Annotated in this window: 17 protein-coding genes; 10 read left to right on the top strand and 7 right to left on the bottom strand. The window is 42.0% G+C overall.

Going from position 1 to position 21,082, the window contains the following annotated elements:
• Window positions 1-667: 667 nt before the first annotated feature.
• From H5162_RS04855 to nadC, 3 genes are all read right to left on the bottom strand, one after another.
• Window positions 668-1,894: a type II secretion system F family protein gene (locus H5162_RS04855; protein ID WP_182777829.1), complete on the bottom strand. Its 1,227-nt coding sequence runs from the start codon at window positions 1,892-1,894 to the stop codon at window positions 668-670.
• An 86-nt stretch (window positions 1,895-1,980) separates the two neighbouring features.
• The gene (locus H5162_RS04850) at window positions 1,981-2,418 is read right to left on the bottom strand and encodes a pilin (RefSeq protein ID WP_310736415.1); all 438 of its coding nucleotides are present in this window, start codon (window positions 2,416-2,418) and stop codon (window positions 1,981-1,983) included.
• A gap of 536 nt (window positions 2,419-2,954) precedes the next feature.
• On the bottom strand, window positions 2,955-3,800 hold the full coding sequence (gene nadC / locus H5162_RS04845) for a carboxylating nicotinate-nucleotide diphosphorylase (protein WP_145235208.1): 846 nt from the start codon (window positions 3,798-3,800) through the stop codon (window positions 2,955-2,957).
• Between the two features lie 1,033 nt (window positions 3,801-4,833).
• On the opposite strand from nadC, the gene ampD reads away from it, so the two are divergent.
• The 6 genes from ampD (at window position 4,834) to lpdA (ending at window position 13,670) form a co-directional block, all read left to right on the top strand.
• Complete coding sequence (gene ampD, locus H5162_RS04840; protein WP_145235210.1) at window positions 4,834-5,379, top strand: 1,6-anhydro-N-acetylmuramyl-L-alanine amidase AmpD; 546 nt, start codon at window positions 4,834-4,836, stop codon at window positions 5,377-5,379.
• Window positions 5,380-5,406: 27 nt separating this feature from the next.
• A complete protein-coding gene (ampE, locus tag H5162_RS04835) occupies window positions 5,407-6,258 on the top strand; it encodes a beta-lactamase regulator AmpE (protein ID WP_182731559.1) in 852 nt (283 codons plus the stop codon).
• 340 nt (window positions 6,259-6,598) lie between these two features.
• Entirely contained in the window at window positions 6,599-7,348 is a 750-nt protein-coding gene (pdhR, locus tag H5162_RS04830) for a pyruvate dehydrogenase complex transcriptional repressor PdhR (RefSeq protein WP_145235214.1), read from the top strand.
• A gap of 114 nt (window positions 7,349-7,462) precedes the next feature.
• Window positions 7,463-10,129, top strand: coding sequence for a pyruvate dehydrogenase (acetyl-transferring), homodimeric type (gene aceE / locus H5162_RS04825; RefSeq protein ID WP_182777827.1), 2,667 nt, complete (start codon window positions 7,463-7,465; stop codon window positions 10,127-10,129).
• A 10-nt stretch (window positions 10,130-10,139) separates the two neighbouring features.
• Window positions 10,140-12,047: a pyruvate dehydrogenase complex dihydrolipoyllysine-residue acetyltransferase gene (gene aceF, locus H5162_RS04820; protein WP_149981339.1), complete on the top strand. Its 1,908-nt coding sequence runs from the start codon at window positions 10,140-10,142 to the stop codon at window positions 12,045-12,047.
• A 195-nt stretch (window positions 12,048-12,242) separates the two neighbouring features.
• A complete protein-coding gene (lpdA, locus tag H5162_RS04815) occupies window positions 12,243-13,670 on the top strand; it encodes a dihydrolipoyl dehydrogenase (protein ID WP_145235220.1) in 1,428 nt (475 codons plus the stop codon).
• 115 nt (window positions 13,671-13,785) lie between these two features.
• Here the strand turns inward: lpdA and H5162_RS04810 are convergent, their stop codons facing one another.
• From H5162_RS04810 to gpmM, 4 genes are read right to left on the bottom strand one after another with little or no spacing between them, the layout of a single operon-like run.
• Complete coding sequence (locus tag H5162_RS04810) at window positions 13,786-14,550, bottom strand: divergent polysaccharide deacetylase family protein (RefSeq protein ID WP_182731556.1); 765 nt, start codon at window positions 14,548-14,550, stop codon at window positions 13,786-13,788.
• Between the two features lie 42 nt (window positions 14,551-14,592).
• Window positions 14,593-15,852, bottom strand: coding sequence for a S41 family peptidase (locus H5162_RS04805; RefSeq protein ID WP_182777824.1), 1,260 nt, complete (start codon window positions 15,850-15,852; stop codon window positions 14,593-14,595).
• A gap of 35 nt (window positions 15,853-15,887) precedes the next feature.
• Window positions 15,888-17,042 carry a murein hydrolase activator EnvC gene (locus tag H5162_RS04800; RefSeq protein WP_145235227.1) on the bottom strand — a complete coding sequence of 385 codons (1,155 nt, stop codon included), beginning with the start codon at window positions 17,040-17,042 and terminating at the stop codon, window positions 15,888-15,890.
• 3 nt (window positions 17,043-17,045) lie between these two features.
• On the bottom strand, window positions 17,046-18,590 hold the full coding sequence (gene gpmM / locus H5162_RS04795) for a 2,3-bisphosphoglycerate-independent phosphoglycerate mutase (RefSeq protein ID WP_182777822.1): 1,545 nt from the start codon (window positions 18,588-18,590) through the stop codon (window positions 17,046-17,048).
• Between the two features lie 200 nt (window positions 18,591-18,790).
• Between gpmM and H5162_RS04790 the strand changes: the two genes are divergently transcribed.
• Genes H5162_RS04790 through gpsA form a run of 4 tightly spaced genes read left to right on the top strand, consistent with a single transcriptional unit; the run spans window position 18,791 to window position 21,049 of the window.
• Window positions 18,791-19,222, top strand: a complete 432-nt coding sequence (locus H5162_RS04790; RefSeq protein ID WP_145235231.1) for a rhodanese-like domain-containing protein — start codon at window positions 18,791-18,793, stop codon at window positions 19,220-19,222.
• 31 nt (window positions 19,223-19,253) lie between these two features.
• The gene (gene grxC, locus H5162_RS04785; protein WP_145235234.1) at window positions 19,254-19,511 is read left to right on the top strand and encodes a glutaredoxin 3; all 258 of its coding nucleotides are present in this window, start codon (window positions 19,254-19,256) and stop codon (window positions 19,509-19,511) included.
• 38 nt (window positions 19,512-19,549) lie between these two features.
• Window positions 19,550-20,038: a protein-export chaperone SecB gene (secB, locus tag H5162_RS04780; protein ID WP_145235236.1), complete on the top strand. Its 489-nt coding sequence runs from the start codon at window positions 19,550-19,552 to the stop codon at window positions 20,036-20,038.
• A gap of 3 nt (window positions 20,039-20,041) precedes the next feature.
• Window positions 20,042-21,049, top strand: coding sequence for an NAD(P)H-dependent glycerol-3-phosphate dehydrogenase (gene gpsA / locus H5162_RS04775; RefSeq protein WP_145235238.1), 1,008 nt, complete (start codon window positions 20,042-20,044; stop codon window positions 21,047-21,049).
• Window positions 21,050-21,082: the final 33 nt, after the last annotated feature.

Raw genomic sequence — 21,082 nt, 5'->3', positions numbered from 1 at the left:
ACCTATTTTACCACCGAGGGCACAAAGGCGCTGCGCGCTACACAGAGAAACCAAAGTAAAAAATCACTTATTTCTTCTCTGTGAACTCTGTGTTCTCGGTGGTGAATTAATCACTGACAGAACTTGAATCTATTGCGCGGGGTAAACCCGCGCCTACATATTGGTAGCAGCGAGTTTATCTCGCGACTGTTTATACATTTACACAAACAAACCTATTTTACCACCGAGGGCACAAAGGCGCTGCGCGCTATACAGAGAGACCAAAGTAAAAAATCACTTATTTCTTCTCTGTGTTCTCGGTGGTGAATTAATCACTGATAGAACTTGAATCTAATTGCGCTGGGTAACCCCGCGCCTACGTATTGGTAGCAGCGAGTTTATCTCGCGACAATGAGATTATTTTCGCGGTGGCAAGCCACTCGCCTATAAGTAATGTCCACAATCAAAAAACTTTCTGCACAAAGAGTAGTGAATGAGAGCAAATGAGAAAAGCGCCACTGGCTTCGAATACACCCTAGCCACTTCCTAGAACCTATTTTTACAATTACTTCTTTAAAGCGCAGCGTTTCTTAATCTCTGTGGTGAATAAATCACTTAAATAAAAAAGATGTTTCATTGCTTAATATAAATTAGGAACATTTTTGCTTACAGCTTACAGCTTACAGCTTTATATAACCGACCCAAGTTGGAAAATAGGTAAGTACATGGCAATAATTAAACCGCCAACCAGTACGCCGAGTACCGCCATAATAAGCGGCTCTAAGAGGCTTGATAAACCATCTACTGCATCATCAACTTCTTGCTCATAAATAGTGGCGACTTTTGCTAGCATGCCATCTAAAGAGCCTGACTCTTCACCTATGGCGACCATTTGTATCACCATATCGGGGAATATTTTTGAGTTGCGCATCGCCCAGTTCATTTGATTACCCGAGCTTACTTCAGCTTTGATATCTAAAATAGCATAACGATAAACCGCGTTACCTGAAGCCCCTGCAGCAGAATCAAGTGCATCAACTAGCGGTACACCCGCCGCAAAGGTGGTCGAAAGCGTACGAGCATAACGTGCCACTGCAGCTTTGTTTAAAATCATACCAATTACCGGCATTTTTAAAATAGCGCGATCGGTGGCGTCTCGAAGTTTTTTACTTTTTAGTAGTGCTTCTTTATAAGCCCAGCCAAAGCCTACTAAGGCAATGAGCATCATCCACCAATATTCTTGCATAAACTCAGAAATACCTATCACCATTAAAGTAAACGCAGGGAGTTCTGCACCAAAGCCGGCAAAAATATCTTGGAATTGTGGTACTACGAATATAAGTAGAATTGAGGTAACAATTAACGCCACAACCAATACCGCAATAGGGTAGAACATGGCTTTTTTAATTTTTGACTTTAGCGCTTCGGACTTTTCTTTATAAAGGGCAACGCGGTCAAATATTTTATCCAGTGCACCAGATTGCTCACCGGAGGCGACTAAATCACAATACAAATCATCAAAATAACGCGGGTGTTTACGAAGTGCATTGGAAAGAGTACCACCGGCTTTGACCTCATCACCAATAGTTTCCATCAGTTTGCCAACACTTTTATTAGTGGCACCAGTGCCAATCATTTCTATTGATTGAATCAACGGGACGCCCGCCATTAGCATAGTGGCAATTTGCCGCGTCACTAAAGCGATATCTTTGGGGGTAATAGCCTGCATACGCACGCCGAACAAAGGCTTGGCTTTACGTTTAACTTTTGAGGGGGTGATGCCCTGTTTACGTAATTGGGCTTTGACTAAAGCTATACTTGCGCCTGTCATTTCGCCTTCAAGGCGTTTTCCACGAGCGCTCACTCCAACCCATTGAAAAATGTCTTGCTTATTAGCGGGTTTTTGTGTGGTCATTGAAAAGCCTCTAAATTAAAAAAAGGGTAGCAAATGATGCTACCCAATAATTTGTTTATTCTTTTATATTTTAGGTCTTGCTAAGCTTATGGAGCAGGAGGAGTACAATTTGTAGCAAATTCAGCTGCTACTGTTGTAGTACATGCCCATGCACTAGTTGCTGCTGTGTAAGTATAAGTTACTGTTTTTGTATTTAAATTAGTATTCGCGCCAGCAAATGTGTACGTTAATGCATATGTTGCTGCATTTGCTGCGTAATCAGCAGGAGCGCCAATTGAGCCATAAGCTCCAGCTGTCTTTAAGCCAAGGCTTGCCCCAGTGAAAGCTGCACCCTGTGATACTCGCTCTTGAACTGCAACTCTTGCTCCGCTAAGAAGCGAGTGAGCTTCTGAAAATTGAGAGCGCGCGATGTAGTTTTGATATTGCGGGATAGCGATAGCCGCCAAAATACCGATGATTGCTACTACAATCATTAATTCAATTAGGGTAAAACCCTTTTGACTTTGTTGTGTCATTTTTTCCATGTTCCTCTCCTAAAGGATAGTGTTTTTTGTAAGCTAAATAAATTATGTTAGTAAAGTGTGTAATCACGTTAGCTATTGTAACTGCTTTATCTTACGGTTTTTTTAAAATCGTTAAATTACTAATACCTAACCCAGTGCCTAGCTAAATAATGCTGGATAGGTTTTAGCAACTATTAAAATTACTCTGTTAGATCTACTTTAGCACTAAAACAGCTGATTGAAAGCGGCTTTAACTGCATTTCATCGAATTTTAAAAACTTTCTTCACCCACTACTTGGTATTAATGTTGTTTATTTAACTCACAGCTTTCATCAAAGTAGCCGTGCGGTGTAAAACAATACCTGAAAGTAGTTCTTTAGGATTGGTTGAAAGTTAATTCATTCATCCTAGAGGCTTACATTAGCACTATTTCGTATTATATAAAGCACTAAAATTAACATTTTGTTACAGTGTAAGCCTTTCGGCGTATTTAATGCTTTTTTAATCCGTTTGTCAACGCATTAGGGAAACATAATATTTGTTATTTAGTTTGATTATTACTCAAAGCGCATTGATAAATCGATTGACTGTAAATTTTTTGTAAGTGCCCCGCTGGATATAAAATCGACCCCAGCCTGTGAGTAGGTGCGCAGTGTTTCTAAGGTCATATTACCCGAAACTTCTAATTTAGCGCGCTTATCGGTCAGTACCACTGCTTGTTGAATTTGCTCAACGCTAAAGTTATCCAGCATTATAATATCAGCACCGGCTGTAATGGCTTGATCTAGCTCAATAAGTGATTCGACTTCTACTTCTACTGGTTTAGTTGGATGATTAAGTTTTGCTTGCGCTACGGCTTTATCGATGCCACCACAGGCGGCAATGTGGTTTTCTTTAATTAAAAACGCATCAAATAAGCCAATGCGATGATTTGCGCCACCGCCACATTTGACCGCGTACTTTTGTAATGCACGTAGGCCCGGAATTGTTTTACGGGTATCGAGTAGTTGGGTGTTGGTGCCACTGAGCTCTTTTACATAATGCGCTGTGGTGGTTGCTGTACCTGACAAGGTTTGTACAAAATTAAGTGCGGTACGTTCGGCTGTTAAAATAGCGCGGGCAGAACCTATTGCTGTAAATAAGGTATCGTTAGCTTTAACTGTATCACCATCATTTACCAATACATTAACTGCTACACTCGGATCAACTTGTTTGAATACTTCTAAGATAATGTCTTTTCCGCAAAACACGCAATCTTCACGGGTGATCACTTTGGCATTAGCGTGCTGCGCCGCTGGAATTAATTGCGCGGTGATGTCGCCTTGTTCGGCTGTTTGGTAATTTAAATCTTCATCAAGGGCAAGTTTAACCAATTGGCTTAAAAGGCTGTGTGGGATAGACATTATAAAAGCTCATTATAATTAAGAAATTGCGCAAATTTTACATGGTTTGAAAGTGAAAGAGAAGGCTGAAGCTATAAGTTTGATTAGGTTCTAGGTTTTAGGAAGTGACTAGGTGCTAGGGTGTATTCGAAGCTCGTCGCTCGAAGCCCGTGGCATTTGTTCTTCTCATTCACTTCTCTTTGTGCAAAAGTCTTTTAGTGATTTATTCACCACAGAGATCATCGAGCTCACAGAGGAAAACCAATAGGTAATAGTGATTAACTTTACTTTTGTCTTCTCGGTGTAGCAAAGCGCCTCGGTGGTGAAATAGTGTGTCTGTGTAAATGTAAAAACAGTCGCGAGGTAAACTCGTTGCTACCAATACGTAGGCGCGGGTTTACCCCGCGTATATTCACAAACAGGTTATGAGGCGCCGCGCATTAGAGAAGTAATTTAAAAATAGGGACTAGGTTTTAGGAAGTGACTAGATACTAGGGCATATTCGAAGCTCCCCGCTCGAAGCCCGTGGCATTTGTTCTTCTCATTCACTTCTCTTTGTGCAAAAGTCTTTTAGTGATTTATTCACCACAGAGAGCACCGAGCTCACAGAGGAAAAACCAATAGGTAATAGTTATTAACTTTACTTTTGTCTTCTCGGTGTAGCAAAGCGCCTCGGTGGTGAAATAGTGTGTCTGTGTAAATGTAAAAACAGTCGCGAGGTAAACTCGCTGCTACCAATACGTAGGCGCGGGTTTACCCCGCGTATATTCACAAACAGGTTATGAGACGCCGCGCATTAGAGAAGTAATTTAAAAATAGGGGCTCGTGGGGAATTTCGAAGCCCGTTGCTCGAAGCACGCAGCGTTTTTCTTCTCTGCGTAGCGCCTCCTGCCCTCGGTGGTGAAATAGTGTATCTGTGTAAATGTAAAAACAGTCGCGAGGTAAACTCGTTGCTACCGGCGCAAAACAATGAAAGTGCTTTGCTGTTATTCTACTTGGAAATCTATTAGCATCTGACTATGCATTTATTTACAGGCCATTATGAATATAAACTATGAAAATAAACTCTTTTGGTGTCGTTAGTACCGCTATCCAGCGACCAAGTACGCATTTTGATGAGCGCCCACTAGGTGAGGAAATATCTTTATTAGTGATTCATAATATTTCCTTGCCAGCAGGGCAGTTTGCCACGCCGTTTGTGGATGATTTGTTTATGGGATGTATTGATTGCCAAGCACACCCTAGCTTTGCTGATTTAAAGGGGTTGAGAGTTTCAGCACATTGTTTTATCAAACGCAGCGGTGAAATAGTTCAGTATGTGCCTTTTAGTAAACGTGCTTGGCATGCTGGCCAGTCTGAGTTTTTAGGACGTAGTCAGTGTAATGATTTTAGTATTGGTATTGAGCTTGAAGGTACAGATACAACGGCGTATACCCAAAATCAATATAATGCATTACAATCCTTAACTAAGACATTGATATATAAATACCCAGCTATCACACGCTCGCGTGTTGTTGGCCATTGTCACATTGCACCAGGGCGAAAAACAGACCCTGGAGACAGTTTTGATTGGAATCATTATTTTGCTGCTATATTTTAACTAGCGCCCATTTGGAAAGAGAAAAGTATGATCTTAATTTCTATAATAATAGCTCTGATATTAGAGCGTTTAGGTGCCCGATCAGATTATTGGCAAATAAGCTATTACGCGCAAGGCTATTTAACACGTTCAAAAAAACAGCTTGGCGAGCAAGGTCTATTCAATTCGCCTGCAGGATTTATTATTTGGCTGTGTTTGCCGGTATTACTTGTGGCGGTTATTTTTACCTTATCTGATTTTGTATTATGGCAGTTAGCCATTAATGTGGCTGTGCTGCTGGTTTGCTTTGGCTGTGCTAAACAACGTGCTTTATATAAGTCCTATTTAAATGCGCTAACCCGTGATGATCAGCAAGCGGCAACCTTATATGCACTGCAAATGGGGCAAAAGAAAACGGAAGAGCAAAAAGGTGGCGAAACTTTTGGACAAACGTTGGCTTGGGTAAACTTTCGTTTTTATTGTGCAGTTATTTTTTGGTTTGTAATATTAGGCGTACCTGGCGCGACCTTGTATGCATTAGTACGTACTTTTGCTGATTTAGTGCAGGACGACCATAAAGTTGTGTATGCCAAACGTTTTAAACTTATTCATTCATTATTATTTTGGCTTGATTGGTTACCAGCCAGAATCGCCAGCTTTGGTTATCTAGTAATAGGTAACTTTAATAAAGGCACCAGTTGCTGGCTGCATTATGCACTCGATTTTACAGTGAGTAACCGTAAAGTGGTTACTAATACCGCGCTTGCCGCAGAGCAAATAGAACAGCAACATTTTGGTTGCGCGTATGAAGCAACTTGTATGATGAAGCTTGTAAAACGAAATGTGTTATTTTACTTGGTGTTGATTGCCTTGCTAACGTTGTTTGGCGGGTTAGCGTAAATAAACAGGTGCTAGGTTTTAGGGAAGTTATTGTTAAAACCTAAAACCTAAAACCTAAAACCTAAAACCTAAAGCTTCATCTCCCAATCATCTGGTCAGACCATTGTGTTTTTTTATAAAATTCCTTCCTAAACACTGGCTTTATCTCATACTGTTTGATCTTTGTGCAAAATACGTTAGGGTGTTTTTTAAGGTGCGTCGCAGCGAAATTGACAGCAAACTTGCTTTTTGATAACGTATGGCTCAAATTTGGTATGACCAATTTACCTTTTGGTCTAGTCTCTGGGCACAAACTTGGATTTTTCAGGTTACATTTCCACTACAATGCGGACGTTGATTAATGTCTTTAAAGATTAAAGCAGCAAAACTATCGGATGTTATTTTACAGCAACTTGAGAACATGATTCTTGAGGGCTCATTAGCACCGGGTGAGAAACTGCCGCCAGAGCGTGAATTAGCCAAACAATTTGAAGTGTCTCGCCCTTCATTACGTGAAGCCATTCAAAAGCTAGAGGCAAAAGGCTTAGTAACGCGACGTCAAGGTGGCGGAACGTTTGTAAAAAATCAGCTAGAAGAAGGGCTCACTGATCCGTTATTTGACTTGATCAGTAAACATCCTGAATCACAGTTTGATTTATTAGAGTTTCGTCATGCTCTCGAAGGGATTGCAGCTTATTATGCTGCGCTTCGTGGTACTAGCACTGACTTTGCTAAAGTTAAGCAAAGCTTTGAATGCATTGCATTGGCTCATGATGATTTACTACAAAAAGCCAAAGCAATTAACGCGTTTCACTTTAGTGTTGCAGAAGCCTCGCATAATGTGGTGTTACTGCATTTAGTGCGCGGTATGCGGGCATTGCTTGAGCAAAATGTTTTACAAAATTTAACGGTATTGTTAGAGAAGCCGCATATTAGTTCGCGCTTAGCTGAGCACCGCCGTTTATTGATGGATGCAGTGATTGAAGGGAATCCAGAGCAGGCGCGACTTGCCAGTAATGCTCACTTAGCTTTCATTGAAGAAGCGCTATTGGAAGCAGGTAAAGAGCATTCACGAATTGAGCGTAGTTTAAGACGCACAAAGCAAAATTAAGTAACAAAAAACTAAGTTAAAGATAAATAATTTAAGCAAGTGCTGTATATGGCAACACGATTACCACAGTGCTAATTAAGAACATTCGTATTTTAAACATAAGGAAACCTCCATATGTCTGAAGTCAATAAAATTGACGTAGACGCGCTAGAAACACAAGAGTGGTTACAAGCTCTTGAATCAGTTGTGCGTGAAGAAGGTGTTGAACGTGCTCAGTTTTTACTTGAGCAAGTATTAGAGCAAGCCCGTTTAGACGGTGTTGATATGCCAACAGGTATCAACACAAACTACGTTAATACGATCCCGGTAGATCAAGAACCTGCTTACCCAGGGGACGTAAACCTTGAGCGCCGTATTCGTTCTATTATTCGTTGGAACGCAATCATGATTGTATTGCGTGCTTCGAAAAAAGACCTCGACCTAGGCGGCCATATGGCGTCTTACCAGTCATCAGCGGCGTTTTATGAAGTATGTTTTAACCATTTCTTCAAAGCCCCAAATGATGTAGACGGCGGTGACTTAGTTTATTATCAAGGTCATATTTCTCCGGGTATTTATGCACGTGCATTTGTTGAAGGTCGTTTATCTGCTGCGCAGCTTGATAACTTCCGTCAAGAAGTTGATGGCGAAGGTTTACCATCTTACCCACACCCTAAATTAATGCCTGAATTCTGGCAGTTCCCTACGGTATCTATGGGTCTTGGTCCTATCGCATCTATTTACCAAGCGCGCTTCTTAAAGTACCTAGATGGTCGTGGTTTAAAAGACACTAAAAACCAACGTGTATACGCGTTTTTAGGCGATGGCGAAATGGATGAGCCAGAATCGCGTGGCGCTATTTCTTTTGCTGCCCGTGAAAAACTAGACAACCTTTGTTACTTAATTAACTGTAACTTACAGCGCCTAGATGGCCCAGTAATGGGTAATGGTAAAATCATTCAAGAGCTTGAAGGTCTATTCAAAGGCGCTGGCTGGAATGTGATCAAGCTAGTGTGGGGCAGCGGCTGGGATATCCTACTAGCTAAAGACACCACAGGTAAGTTATTGCAATTGATGAACGAAACAGTCGATGGCGATTACCAAACTTATAAAGCTAAAAATGGCGCGTACGTACGTGAGCATTTCTTTGGTCGTTACCCTGAAACAGCAGCACTTGTTGCTGATATGACAGATGACGAAATCTTCGCGCTTAAGCGTGGTGGTCATGAGCCATCAAAATTATTCGCTGCATTCAAAAAAGCAGAAGAGACCAAAGGTCGCCCAACAGTTATCCTAGCTAAAACTGTAAAAGGTTACGGCATGGGTGAAGCGGCTGAAGGTAAGAATATTGCTCACCAAGTGAAAAAAATGGACATGTCACACGTTGCCCATTTACGTTCACGTTTAGGTCTTGATGATTTAGTATCTGAAGATCAACTTGCAGAACTTCCTTATTTAACACTTGAAGAAGGTTCGGCTGAGCACAAGTACTTACATGCTCGCCGTGATGCACTTAAAGGTTATACGCCAAAACGTATTCCTAACTTTACTGAAAAGTTAGTACTGCCAGAAGTAGAAGCATTCAAGCCACTACTTGAAGAGCAAAAGCGTGATATCTCTACCACCATGGGCTTTGTTCGTGCACTTAATATCTTATTGAAAGATAAAGGTATTGGTAAAAACATCGTACCAATTATTGCCGATGAAGCGCGTACGTTTGGTATGGAAGGTTTATTCCGTCAAATCGGTATTTATAACCCGCATGGCCAAAACTATACGCCGCAAGACCGTGATATCGTTTCTTACTACAAAGAAGCAACATCGGGTCAAGTATTGCAAGAAGGTATCAACGAGTTAGGCGCAATGTCATCGTGGGTTGCTGCGGCAACATCATACAGCACTAACGATTTACCAATGATCCCATTCTATATCTACTATTCAATGTTCGGTTTCCAACGTGTTGGCGACATGGCATGGATGGCGGGTGACCAACAAGCACGTGGTTTCTTATTAGGTGCTACTGCTGGTCGTACAACATTAAACGGTGAAGGCCTACAGCACGAAGATGGTCACAGCCATATTCTTGCTAACACAGTACCTAACTGTATCTCTTACGATCCAACATACGCTTACGAAGTAGCGGTTATTGTTCAAGATGGTATTCGTCGTATGTACGGTGAAGATCAAGAAAACATTTACTACTACCTAACGCTTATGAACGAAAACTATGCACAACCTGCTATGCCAGAAGGTGCTGAAGAAGGTATTCGTAAAGGTATCTACAAGCTAGAAAGCTACGCAGGCAAAAAAGCCAACGTACAGCTATTAAGCTCAGGTACTATCATGACTGAAGTGCGTAAAGCAGCCGCGATTTTAAGTGATGATTACGGTATTGCATCTGATGTGTATTCAGTAACGTCGTTCAACGAATTAACTCGTGAAGGGCAAGATGTTGAGCGTTTTAATATGCTTAACCCTGAAAGCGAACAGAAGACTGCCTACATCACCAGTGTATTAAATGACTCAGTGACTGTTGCCGCAACGGATTACATGAAAAACTACGCAGAACAAGCGCGTTCATTCATTCCAAGCAGCAACTACAAAGTATTAGGTACCGATGGTTACGGTCGTTCTGATAGCCGTGAAAACCTTCGTCGTCACTTTGAAGTTAACGCCAGCTACGTAGTAGTTGCGACGTTATCTGAACTTGCTAAACGTGGTGAAGTTGAGAAGTCAGTTGTGGTTGAAGCACTTAAAAAGTTCAACATCGACACTAACAAACTTAATCCACTGTACGCATAAGAGGTTTGCAATGAGTATTGAAATTAAAGTACCAGATATCGGTGGCGATGAAGTCGAAGTAACCGAAATTCTAGTGAGCGTTGGTGACAAAGTTGACGTTGACCAATCATTACTAACTGTTGAGGGTGATAAAGCCTCAATGGAAGTACCTGCGGCACAAGCCGGTACTGTAAAAGAAATCAAAGTAAACGTGGGCGACACGGTTACTACGGGTTCTTTAGTATTCTTGTTTGAAGGTGAAGAGCAAGCATCTAGCGAAGCGCCTGCAGAACCAGCAAAATCTGAAGCTGCAGCACCTGCTGCGTCTTCAGGTTCAACAACTAAAGAAGTCACCGTACCAGATATCGGCGATGATGAAGTTGAAGTAACGGAAATCATGGTTGCTGTTGGCGACACCGTTGAAGAAGAACAATCTATCTTAAACGTTGAAGGCGACAAAGCGGCAATGGAAGTACCAGCGCCGTTTGCAGGTACTGTTAAAGAAATTAAAGTTGCCGCTGGCGATAAAGTAAAAACAGGCTCTTTAGTGTTTGTTTTTGAAGTGGCTGGTAGTGAGCCTGCAGCTGCGAAAGCAGAAACAGCGCCAGCTCAAGAGTCTGCGCCGGCACAAAGTTCAGCGCCAAGCAGTAAAGAAGTAAACGTGCCTGATATCGGCGGTGATGAGGTTGAAGTCACTGAAGTGATGGTTGCAGTAGGCGATAAGGTTACTGAAGATCAGTCAATCTTAAACGTTGAAGGCGACAAAGCGGCAATGGAAGTACCAGCACCGTTTGCCGGTACTGTTAAAGAGATTAAAGTTGCTGCGGGCGATAAAGTATCGACCGGTTCACTTATCTTTGTATTTGAAGTGCAAGGCAGTGCACCTGCAGCTACCGCTGAAAAAGCGGCTTCTGAATCTGCACCAGCAGCGAAAGCAGAATCAGCTCCAGCTGCACAAGCAGCGCCTGCAAAAGCGAGCAATGAAAGTTTTGAAAACAATAGTGCGTATGCTCATGCATCGCCAGTTGTTCGCCGCTTAGCCCGTGAGTTTGGTATTAACCTTGCGAACGTAAAAGGCTCAGGTCGTAAAAATCGCGTTGTGAAAGAAGACGTGCAAGACTATGTGAAGAACTTAGTTAAGCAAGTTGAATCAGGCCAATTAGCGACAGCTTCTGGCAATACTGGTGGTAGTGAACTTGGTTTAATTCCATGGCCAAAAGTTGATTTTGCTAAATTTGGTGAAATCGAAGAGAAAAAACTATCTCGTATTCAAAAGCTATCGGGTAAAAACTTACACCGTAACTGGGTGCAAATCCCGCATGTTACGCAGTTTGATGAAGCTGATATCACAACTCTTGAAGAGTTCCGTAAAGAGCAAAATGCCCTTAGCGAGAAGAAAAAGCTAGGTGTTAAAATCACCCCGCTGGTATTTGTAATGAAAGCAGCAGCGAAAGCACTTGCTGAGTTCCCTACATTTAACTCATCACTATCTAACGACGGTGAAAGCTTAATTCTTAAGAAGTACATCAATATCGGTGTTGCAGTTGATACGCCAAACGGTTTGGTTGTGCCAGTATTTAAAGATGTTGATAAGAAAGGCATCATTGAATTATCGCGTGAATTAATGGAAGTATCTGTTAAAGCGCGTGACGGCAAACTTACCTCTTCTGATATGCAAGGTGGTTGTTTTACAATTTCAAGCCTTGGTGGTATTGGCGGTACAGCCTTTACGCCAATCGTAAATGCCCCAGAAGTTGCTATTTTAGGTGTCTCTAAGTCTGAAATTAAACCTAAGTGGAATGGCAAAGAGTTTGAACCAAAACTAATGGTTCCACTTTCTATGTCTTACGACCATAGGGTGATTGACGGTGCACTAGCTGCACGCTTTACTGTAACTTTAGCAAGTTACATGAGCGATATTCGCCAATTAGTAATGTAAGCAATTGCTGCATGTAGCGAAATAAATAGAATCAAATCCCAGCCAGTTGTTTTTTGCTGGGATTTTTACCATTTGCAATGATACAATCTTTGTATATCTTGCATAAATTTTTGATCTGCTCTCCCTTTCTGCCTTGCAGAAACATGGCAGTTAAACTTTAGGGCAGTGTCCCGTTCAAACAATTAAGGTAAAAGCATGAGCAACGAATTAAAAACTCAAGTTGTTGTACTAGGCGGTGGTCCTGGTGGTTATTCTGCGGCTTTCCGTGCTGCTGACTTGGGCTTAGAAGTAACAGTAGTAGAATCTCGCGACACATTAGGCGGTGTATGTCTTAATGTTGGTTGTATTCCTTCGAAAGCACTTTTACACGTAGCTAAAGTAATTGATGATGCAGCAGAAATGTCATCTCATGGTGTTACTTTTGGCGCACCACAAATTGATTTAGATAAAATTCGTTCGTGGAAAGAGTCAGTTGTTAGCCAACTTACTGGTGGCCTAGACGGCATGGCTAAAATGCGTAAAGTTAAAGTGGTTTACGGTTACGGTAAATTCACAGGTAGCAACACGCTTGATGTTGAAGGCGCTGACGGTAAAACAACAATTACTTTTGATAACGCTATCATTGCTGCTGGTTCTAAACCTGTAAACTTACCTTTCATTCCTGAAGATGACCGCGTAATTGATTCAACCGGTGCACTAGAGCTTAAAGACATCCCTGAAAAGCTATTAGTATTAGGTGGTGGTATTATTGGTCTTGAAATGGGTACTGTGTATCGCGCACTAGGTTCTGCAATCGACGTGGTTGAATTTGCTGACCAACTAGTACCAGCTGCTGATAAAGACATCATCAAGATTTACCAAAAATACGTAAGTGATAAATTTAACGTTATGCTATCAACTAAAGTTGTTGGCGTAGAAGCGAAAGATGACGGCTTATACGTTACATTTGAAGGTAAAAACGCACCAGCTGAACCAGTACGTTATGACAAAGTATTAGTTGCTGTTGGTCGTACACCAAACGGTAACTTATTAGATGCTGACAAAGCGGGTGTTAATGTTGATGAGCGTGGCTTCATTAATGTTGATAAGCAACTTAAAACTAACGTTGACCACATCTTCGCGATTGGTGACTTAGTTGGCCAACCTATGCTTGCGCACAAAGCGGTTCATGAAGGTCACGTTGCTGCTGAAGTTATCTCTGGTCAAAAACATTACTTTGATCCGAAATGTATTCCTTCAATTGCCTATACTGACCCAGAAATCGCTTGGGTTGGCGTAACTGAGAAAGAAGCAAAAGAGCAAGGCTTAAGCATCGAAACAGCTGTATTCCCATGGGCTGCATCAGGTCGTGCAATTGCATCTTCTCGTACTGAAGGTTCTACTAAACTGATCTTTGATAAAGAAAGTGGCCGTATTATCGGTGGTGCTATGATTGGTATTAACGCAGGTGAAATGCTGGGCGAAATCGGTCTAGGTATCGAAATGGGCGCTGACGGTGAAGATTTAGCATTAACTATTCATGCTCACCCAACATTGAACGAATCAATCGGCCTTGCAGCTGAAATATTTGAAGGTTCAATCACTGATTTACCAAATAAAAAAGCAGTTAAAAAGAAGAAGTAAGTTCTTTTAGTTAATTGTTTAAAAACCCAAGCCTCGGCTTGGGTTTTTTGTTTTTAATGGTCATAAGTTGATTAATATGACCCTTTAAAATTTACGGCTTATTGCTAAGTCCTGTTTACCTCGCTCCCACCCCTTTATGCTCAGCTTGCGCAAGTTGTATATATTTACGTTCGACTAGTTGTGATAGCGGCACGAGTTCAAAACCTTGTTGTTCAAGTTCGGGTAGCATGCGCTGTAAGAATTCAATGGTTTCAGGGTAAGGGTGGGCAATCGCGATGGCGAAGTTATAACGTTCGGCTTTATACTTTAGTTCGTTGAGGCGAAATTGTAACTGTTTCTCATTGGGAATATTATCTAAAAACACATGGCGGCCGACATTTTCAACGCCATATAAGTTGGCAACATTTTGCGCTTGGCTTAAGCCTGTAGTGCGGCTATCTAAAAAGTACAGGTTGCGCTTTTTCAGCACTTCCATAGTCCATTTCATGGGCAGGCTTTCTTGAGTAAGTGCTGAGCCCATATGATTATTTACACCTTTGACCTGCGGTAAGGTTGCAAGCGCATTGCCGAGGGTGATTTGTAATTGTTCTTTACTCATATTGCTGGTGAGTGCGCCGGGGCCAAGTGCTTTGCTGCTGTCGAGTGCTTGCATGGGAATATGCAGCAGTAATTCTTTATTCGACTTACTGGCTAGGCGCGCAAAAACTTGCGAATACGGGGTATGAGGCAAAATCGAGAACGATATTTTACCTGGTAAATTTAGGATTTCGAGGTCGCGTTGATGATTGCCAATATCATCAATCACAATCGCTATTTGCTTATTTGCGGCAAGCGTAGGCAAGCTAAAAAAAAGCCAGAACAACCAAGTTAATTTTTTCACGTTTATAATTTTTATTATCTTTTTTATAGTGAGCTAAAAGCTTTATTTCATAGTTAATAGCTGCTGTGCTTTTAATAACAGTGGATCAGCTGAGTCTTTGCGTGACCATGGCCGATCGTCATTTCCTTGTTCGTTTTTTATTATAACTACTTTATCAATTTGCGAAAGGGTTGATTGATTAATCGCCACATCGGGGGTGACTCCAATCCCCTCAATAGATTGACCCGATGGGGTAAAGTATTTTGCAGTGGTTAATTTTAGTGCTGTATTACCATTGCCTAATGGGATCAAAGATTGCACCGATCCTTTGCCAAATGATTGGCTGCCAATTAGTGTGGCACGGTGATTGTCTTTAAGTGCAGCGGCTAAAATCTCTGCTGCTGAGGCCGAGTTTTCATTAATAAGTACGACGATTGGCGCACCATTTAAAATATCACCTTTTTTGGCGCGAAAGTGCTGGTTTGCATCATAAAAGCGACCTTTGGTGGTGACTATGGTGCCACTTTGTAAAAATAGATCCGATACCGCTACAGCACTTTGTAATGTGCCGCCTGGATTGTCGCGTAAATCGAGCACTAAGCCTGTAAGTGGGTTACCGTAATGGCTTTGCAGTGCTGTTATTTGCCGCGCAACATCATGCAAGGTGTGATTGGTAAAGCTATTTATTGCCAAATAACCAATACCAAACTCTGATAATGAACTGGTGACACTCTCTAAGTTAATTTCTGATCTAGTCAGGGTAAAATAAATGGCTTGTGGTGAATTACTTCGTTCAACCGTTAAAGTAACCGTTGCTGTGTCACTAGCTTTAATCATTTGCGCAACTTGATTGATGTCTTTATGTGCGACTGTTTGCTGATTAACGGCAAGTAGCACATCATTTATTTGTACTCCGGCAATGGCTGCGGGAGAGTCTTTAATTGTGTTTACAATAATAACTTTTTGTTGTTGCTGTTTTATTTCAATCCCAAGGCCTGTGTAGCGGCCATTAGTGCTGCTAAATAGCGCTTCTAACTCGTGTTCATTAAGGTACTTAGAGTAAGGGTCTAGCTGTGCGAGCAGGGCTTCAAATTGTTGACTGCTTTCAAAGCTTTGTTGCAAAGCTAAGTCTTCAACATAATAGGCATGGATATTAAAGAGGATTTCGTTTTTTTGTTGGCTTTTTAAATCGCCCACCGAGGTCACTGCAAAGCTATTAAAACTCAGGCACAAAAAAACGCTAACGAGTAATAAATAGCTTATTAGGATGCGATTAAAAGCAGAGTATTGTAACTGCTGTATTTGTAATTGTGTATTTAGCATCAGCTGCTCCCAGTGGGGTGCAGCTGTTTAATCAATTAAATGCGTCTGCACCATGTTACAGGATTTACTGCGCGTCCTTTGTGGCGTATTTCAAAGTATAGACCAGAATTTGCTTGTCCGCCGCTTTGACCAACTAAAGCGATAATATCGCCTTGGCGTACTATATCACCTACGTCTTTTAGTAAGGTTTGAGTATGGCCGTATAAACTCATAAAGCCTTCACCGTGGTCAATAACAATAACCCAGCCGTAGCCTTTTAACCAATCAGCAAACACGACTTGACCGTTGTGGACGCTATGCACATTATTGCCTTCATTAGCGCCAATTAATACGCCTTTCCAGTCAATACCACCGTGCTTATGTTGGCCGAAGCTGTGCTCAATTTTACCTTTTGTTGGCCAGTTTAATTTACCTTTACTGGCTGATAGGCCCAGTAACTCAACCTTTTTAGTTTTTTCTTTTTCAAGTTCTTGCAAGGTAGCTACTAGGGTTTTTTCATTATCTTTTAAGTAATCAATTGAGTTTTTGGTTGAGCTAAGCTTGGTTTTTAATTCACTGATGTTGGCTTTTCGTTGTTGTTGCGCTGCAATGAGAGCTTGATGACGATTGGCTTGCTCTTCATGGAGCACAACTAAGTGTTGTTTGGTTTTTTCAAGTTCGGTTTGTACATCCGCTATTTCAATCAGGAGTGCTTTTAGCTCATCAATTTGCTCAATGCGCGCTTTGTTGAGGTAATTATAATAACTTAATGTGCGTTCAACCTGTGCGGTATTTTCTTGATTCAATAGCATTTTAGAGTAGTCATGTCCGCCAGACATATAGGCACTTTTAATTTGTGCGGCGAGTGCATGTTGCTGCTCTAGGCGTTTTTCCTCAAGTGCTTCAGCTTGCTGCTGTTGCTGTTGTTGTTGTTTTTCAGTATCGCGAATTGATTGCTCGGCAATATTTAGTGCCTTAGCGTTTTTTGCGATCTCGAGTTCGTGCTGTTGCAGGTTCTTTTGCGATTTTTCGATGTCTTTACGCTGGGCGGCAAGTTCAGCTTGGCTTTGCTTTAACGCCGTTTGGATTTCGCTGAGATCTTTTTTAGTACGATCTTCATTAGCGACGGCAGGCGCCGTCACTAATAAAGTGAGTATTAACGCAGTAACAACGAGCGTACTAAAAATTAATGGGTTAATACTTTTATTCATGGTTTATTTCAATGTCATGATTGGTGTGCCAGTCATCTCGCTTGGTTGTTCCATGCCCATTAAGTGCAACATGGTTGGCGCAACATCACTGAGCGCTTTGCCTTCGCTTGGTGTTGCATCACGACCAACATAAATGAAATGAACAGGTTCACTGGTGTGTGCTGTATGCGCTTGGCCAGTTTTAAGGTTAGCCATTTGTTCAGCATTACCGTGATCAGCTGTAATTAATGCTTCACCACCAAATTCTTCAAGGGCAGCAACAACACGACCAATACAATGATCGACTGCTTCACAGGCTTTTACTGCGGCTTCAAATACACCTGAGTGACCGACCATATCGCCATTTGGATAGTTACAAATAATTGCATCGTATTTACCGCTTTTAATCGCTTCGACGAGTTTATCGGTGAGCATTTCTGAATTCATTTCAGGTTGTAAATCGTAGGTCGCAACTTGTGGTGATGGGATCAGCTCGCGGGTTTCACCTTCAAATTCATCTTCACGTCCGCCACTGAAGAAAAACGTCACATGTGCATATTTTTCAGTTTCAGAAATACGTAGCTGTGTTTTATGGTGTTTTTCAAACCATTCACCCAATACATTAGTCAAAGGGACTGTGGCAAAGGCTGCTGGTGCGTCGATGTCTGCTGCGTATTCGGTCAACATAACAAAGCCGCTTAGTGCGGGGGCTTTTTTCTTGGCGAAACCTTCAAAGTCTTTATCAACAAATGCGCGGGTCATCTCACGAGCACGATCGGCTCTAAAGTTTAAGAAAATAACCGTATCGCCGTCATTAATTTGTACTGCGTCTTGGCCTTGTGCTGCTATGGTAGTTGCAGCAACAAACTCATCGTTTTCATCACGTTCGTAAGCCGCAGCTAATGCATCAACACCATTTTTGTAACTATGTTGCGCAATACCACTGACCATTAGGTCATAGGCTTGTTCTACTCGGTTCCAGCGATTATCGCGGTCCATTGCATAGTAGCGGCCAATGATCGATGCTAAGCGACCACAATTTAATTTGCTAAATAGCGCTTCAATACGTTCAATTGACGTTTTTGCGCTACGTGGTGGAGTGTCTCGGCCATCTAAAAATGCATGAAAGTACACTTCTTTAGCGCCGCGCGCTGCAGCTAATTCAATTGCAGCTACAATATGGTCTTCATGACTATGCACACCACCTGGGCTTAATAAGCCCATTAAATGCACTGCTTTAGCAGCATTCACAGCTTTATCAATGTTTTCAACTAGTGTTGGGTTATGCGCAAACTCACCGTCATTTATTGCTTTAGTGATGCGGGTGAAATCTTGATAAACCACACGGCCAGCACCTAAGTTGACATGGCCTACTTCTGAGTTGCCCATTTGCCCATCAGGAAGACCAACATCTAAACCAGAGGCTGAAATTAGGGTGTGCGGGCGAGTTGCCCAAAGTTCGTCTAAAACAGGGGTGTTTGCCGCTAAAATTGCGTTGCTTTGGGTATCTTCACGGTATCCCCAACCATCTAAAATCATGAGTACGAGAGGTTTTTTATGTTGTGTCATTTTTGTTCCTGAAAATTAGCTCCTGCTTAGCCTTAGCATACCGTGTTTTGTGGTTATGATCAGCAATCAAAAGGGCATATTAAAATATTTCACTCTCTGGTAATTTCTAATCAAGCACGTATACTTGCGTGGCTAGGGCATTACCCTTACGTTTAACCCCAGTGCTAAAGGCGCGGGACAATTTTCATAGTGGAAGACGCATGGATCAATATATTGAATTTGTCGGTAATCATCCGATATTAAGTTTAGCTTGGGTTGCTTTAGTAGCACTCATCGTGGGCGGCTGGTTTAAAAGTAAGTTTTCAGCAATTCGTCAAATAAATCCGCAACAATTAACATTATTAATTAACCGTGAAGACGGTGTCGTTGTAGATATACGCGCACAAAAAGAATTTAATAATGGCCGTATTGCAGGCGCTGAGCACCTTAGCTCTGAAAAAGCGAAACAATCTGACTTCTCAAGCCTTGAAAAGTCTAAGAGTAAACCCATTATATTGGTATGTACCACAGGCATGACAGCCTCAGGTATCGCAACTGCTATGCATAAAGCTGGTTTTGAATCAGTTTATGTTTTATCTGGTGGTATGGGTGCATGGCAAAGTGCTGGTCTACCAACGACAACAGGTCGCTAATTAAGTTAGTTAGGCCGATAGAGGAATTGTTATGAGTAATGTTGTTCTTTACACCAAAGCGTATTGCCCTTTTTGTCAGCGTGCTTTAGCGTTGCTAACAAATAAAGGTGTGCAATTTACAAATATCGACATTGGTGTACAGCCTGAATTACGTGATGAAATGATTGCCAAAGCAGGTGGCGCGAGCACAGTACCGCAAATTTTTATTAATGATGAGCATATCGGCGGTTGTGACGACATGATGGCGATTGAAGCCCAAGGCAAACTTGACGCTAAGTTAAACGCTTAAGCATTTATTATAAAAACGATTAAAAGTTAGGAATTATCATGAACGAAGAAAACCAGAACGTAGCAGCACAAGAAGAAACTGGCGCACAATTTACGATCCAACGTATTTACACAAAAGACGTGTCTTTTGAAACGCCTAATTCACCTGCTATTTTCCAAAAAGAATGGACACCAGAAGTTAAGCTTGACCTTGATACACGTTCTAATAAATTAGACGAAGGCGTGTTTGAAGTAGTATTAGCACTGACTGTTACTGCTTCTATCGGTGAAGAAACGGCTTTTTTATGTGAAATTCAACAAGCGGGTATTTTCACTATCGCTGAAGTTGAAGAAGTACAACTTGCACACATGCTTGGCGCATTCTGCCCGAACGTATTGTTCCCGTACGCACGTGAAGCGGTATCTAACTTAGTTAACCGTGGTACATTCCCACAGCTTAACCTTGCACCTGTGAACTTTGATGCGTTATTCGCTCAATACATGCAGCAACGTGCAGCGCAAGCTGAACAGGCAACTGCAGACGCATAACTTATGAGTACAGCCAATTCAGCTGTTACTGTATTAGGGGCGGGGTCTTATGGCACCGCCCTTGCTATTTGTTTAGCCCGAAACGGTCACCAAGTGACACTTTGGGGTCGCAATAGCGATGACGTTGCCACGCTTGCAGCTGAGCGGAAAAATCAACGTTACCTGCCCGATGTCACTTTTCCTGACACTTTACACCTTGAAGCCGACTTACACACCGCAGTAACTGCAAGCCAAGTGATTTTGGTTGTTGTACCAAGTCATGCATTTGGCGATACGCTACAGCAAATTAAGCCTTCATTACTTGAAGGGGCACAAGTTGCATGGGCAACCAAAGGGCTTGAACCAGATACAGGCCGACTTTTGCAAGAAGTTGCCCAGCAAGAATTAGGTGATGATGTGCCACTGGCAGTCGTATCAGGCCCTACATTTGCTAAAGAAATGGCGATGGGTTTACCTACTGCTATTTCAGTGTCGTCAACATCAACAGCCTTTGCAAAACAGTTAGCTGAACTATTGCATTGTGGTCGCTCATTTAGGGTCTATAACAATAATGATTTTATTGGTATTCAGCTCGGTGGCGCGGTTAAAAATGTGATTGCGATTGGCGCTGGTATGTCTGACGGCTTTGGTTTTGGTGCTAATGCACGGACAGCATTGATCACCCGTGGTTTAGCTGAGTTATGCCGGTTAGGCTGCGCGCTTGGTGCTAAGTCAGAAACCTTTATGGGCATGGCTGGGCTGGGGGATTTGATCCTAACGTGCACCGATAATCAGTCTCGTAACCGTCGTTTTGGTTTAGCACTGGGTAAAGGTGAAAAGGTAGAGCAGGCGATAGCATCAATTGGTCAAGTGGTCGAAGGTTATCGCAACACCAAAGAAGTCTATTTACTTGCACAACGTACTGGTATTGAAATGCCGATCACTGAGCAAATCTATCAGGTACTTTATGAAAATAAAGACGTGAAAGAAGCCGCGATGGCTTTATTAGGTCGCGAGCAAAAATCAGAGTAACAGTGCCTTGTAGCTGCCAGCGTTTATGGGATT

This window comes from Pseudoalteromonas sp. SR41-8, assembly GCF_014163915.1.
GTDB classification, from domain to species: domain Bacteria; phylum Pseudomonadota; class Gammaproteobacteria; order Enterobacterales; family Alteromonadaceae; genus Pseudoalteromonas; species Pseudoalteromonas rhizosphaerae.
This window is presented reverse-complemented; position numbering and strand designations above follow the sequence as displayed.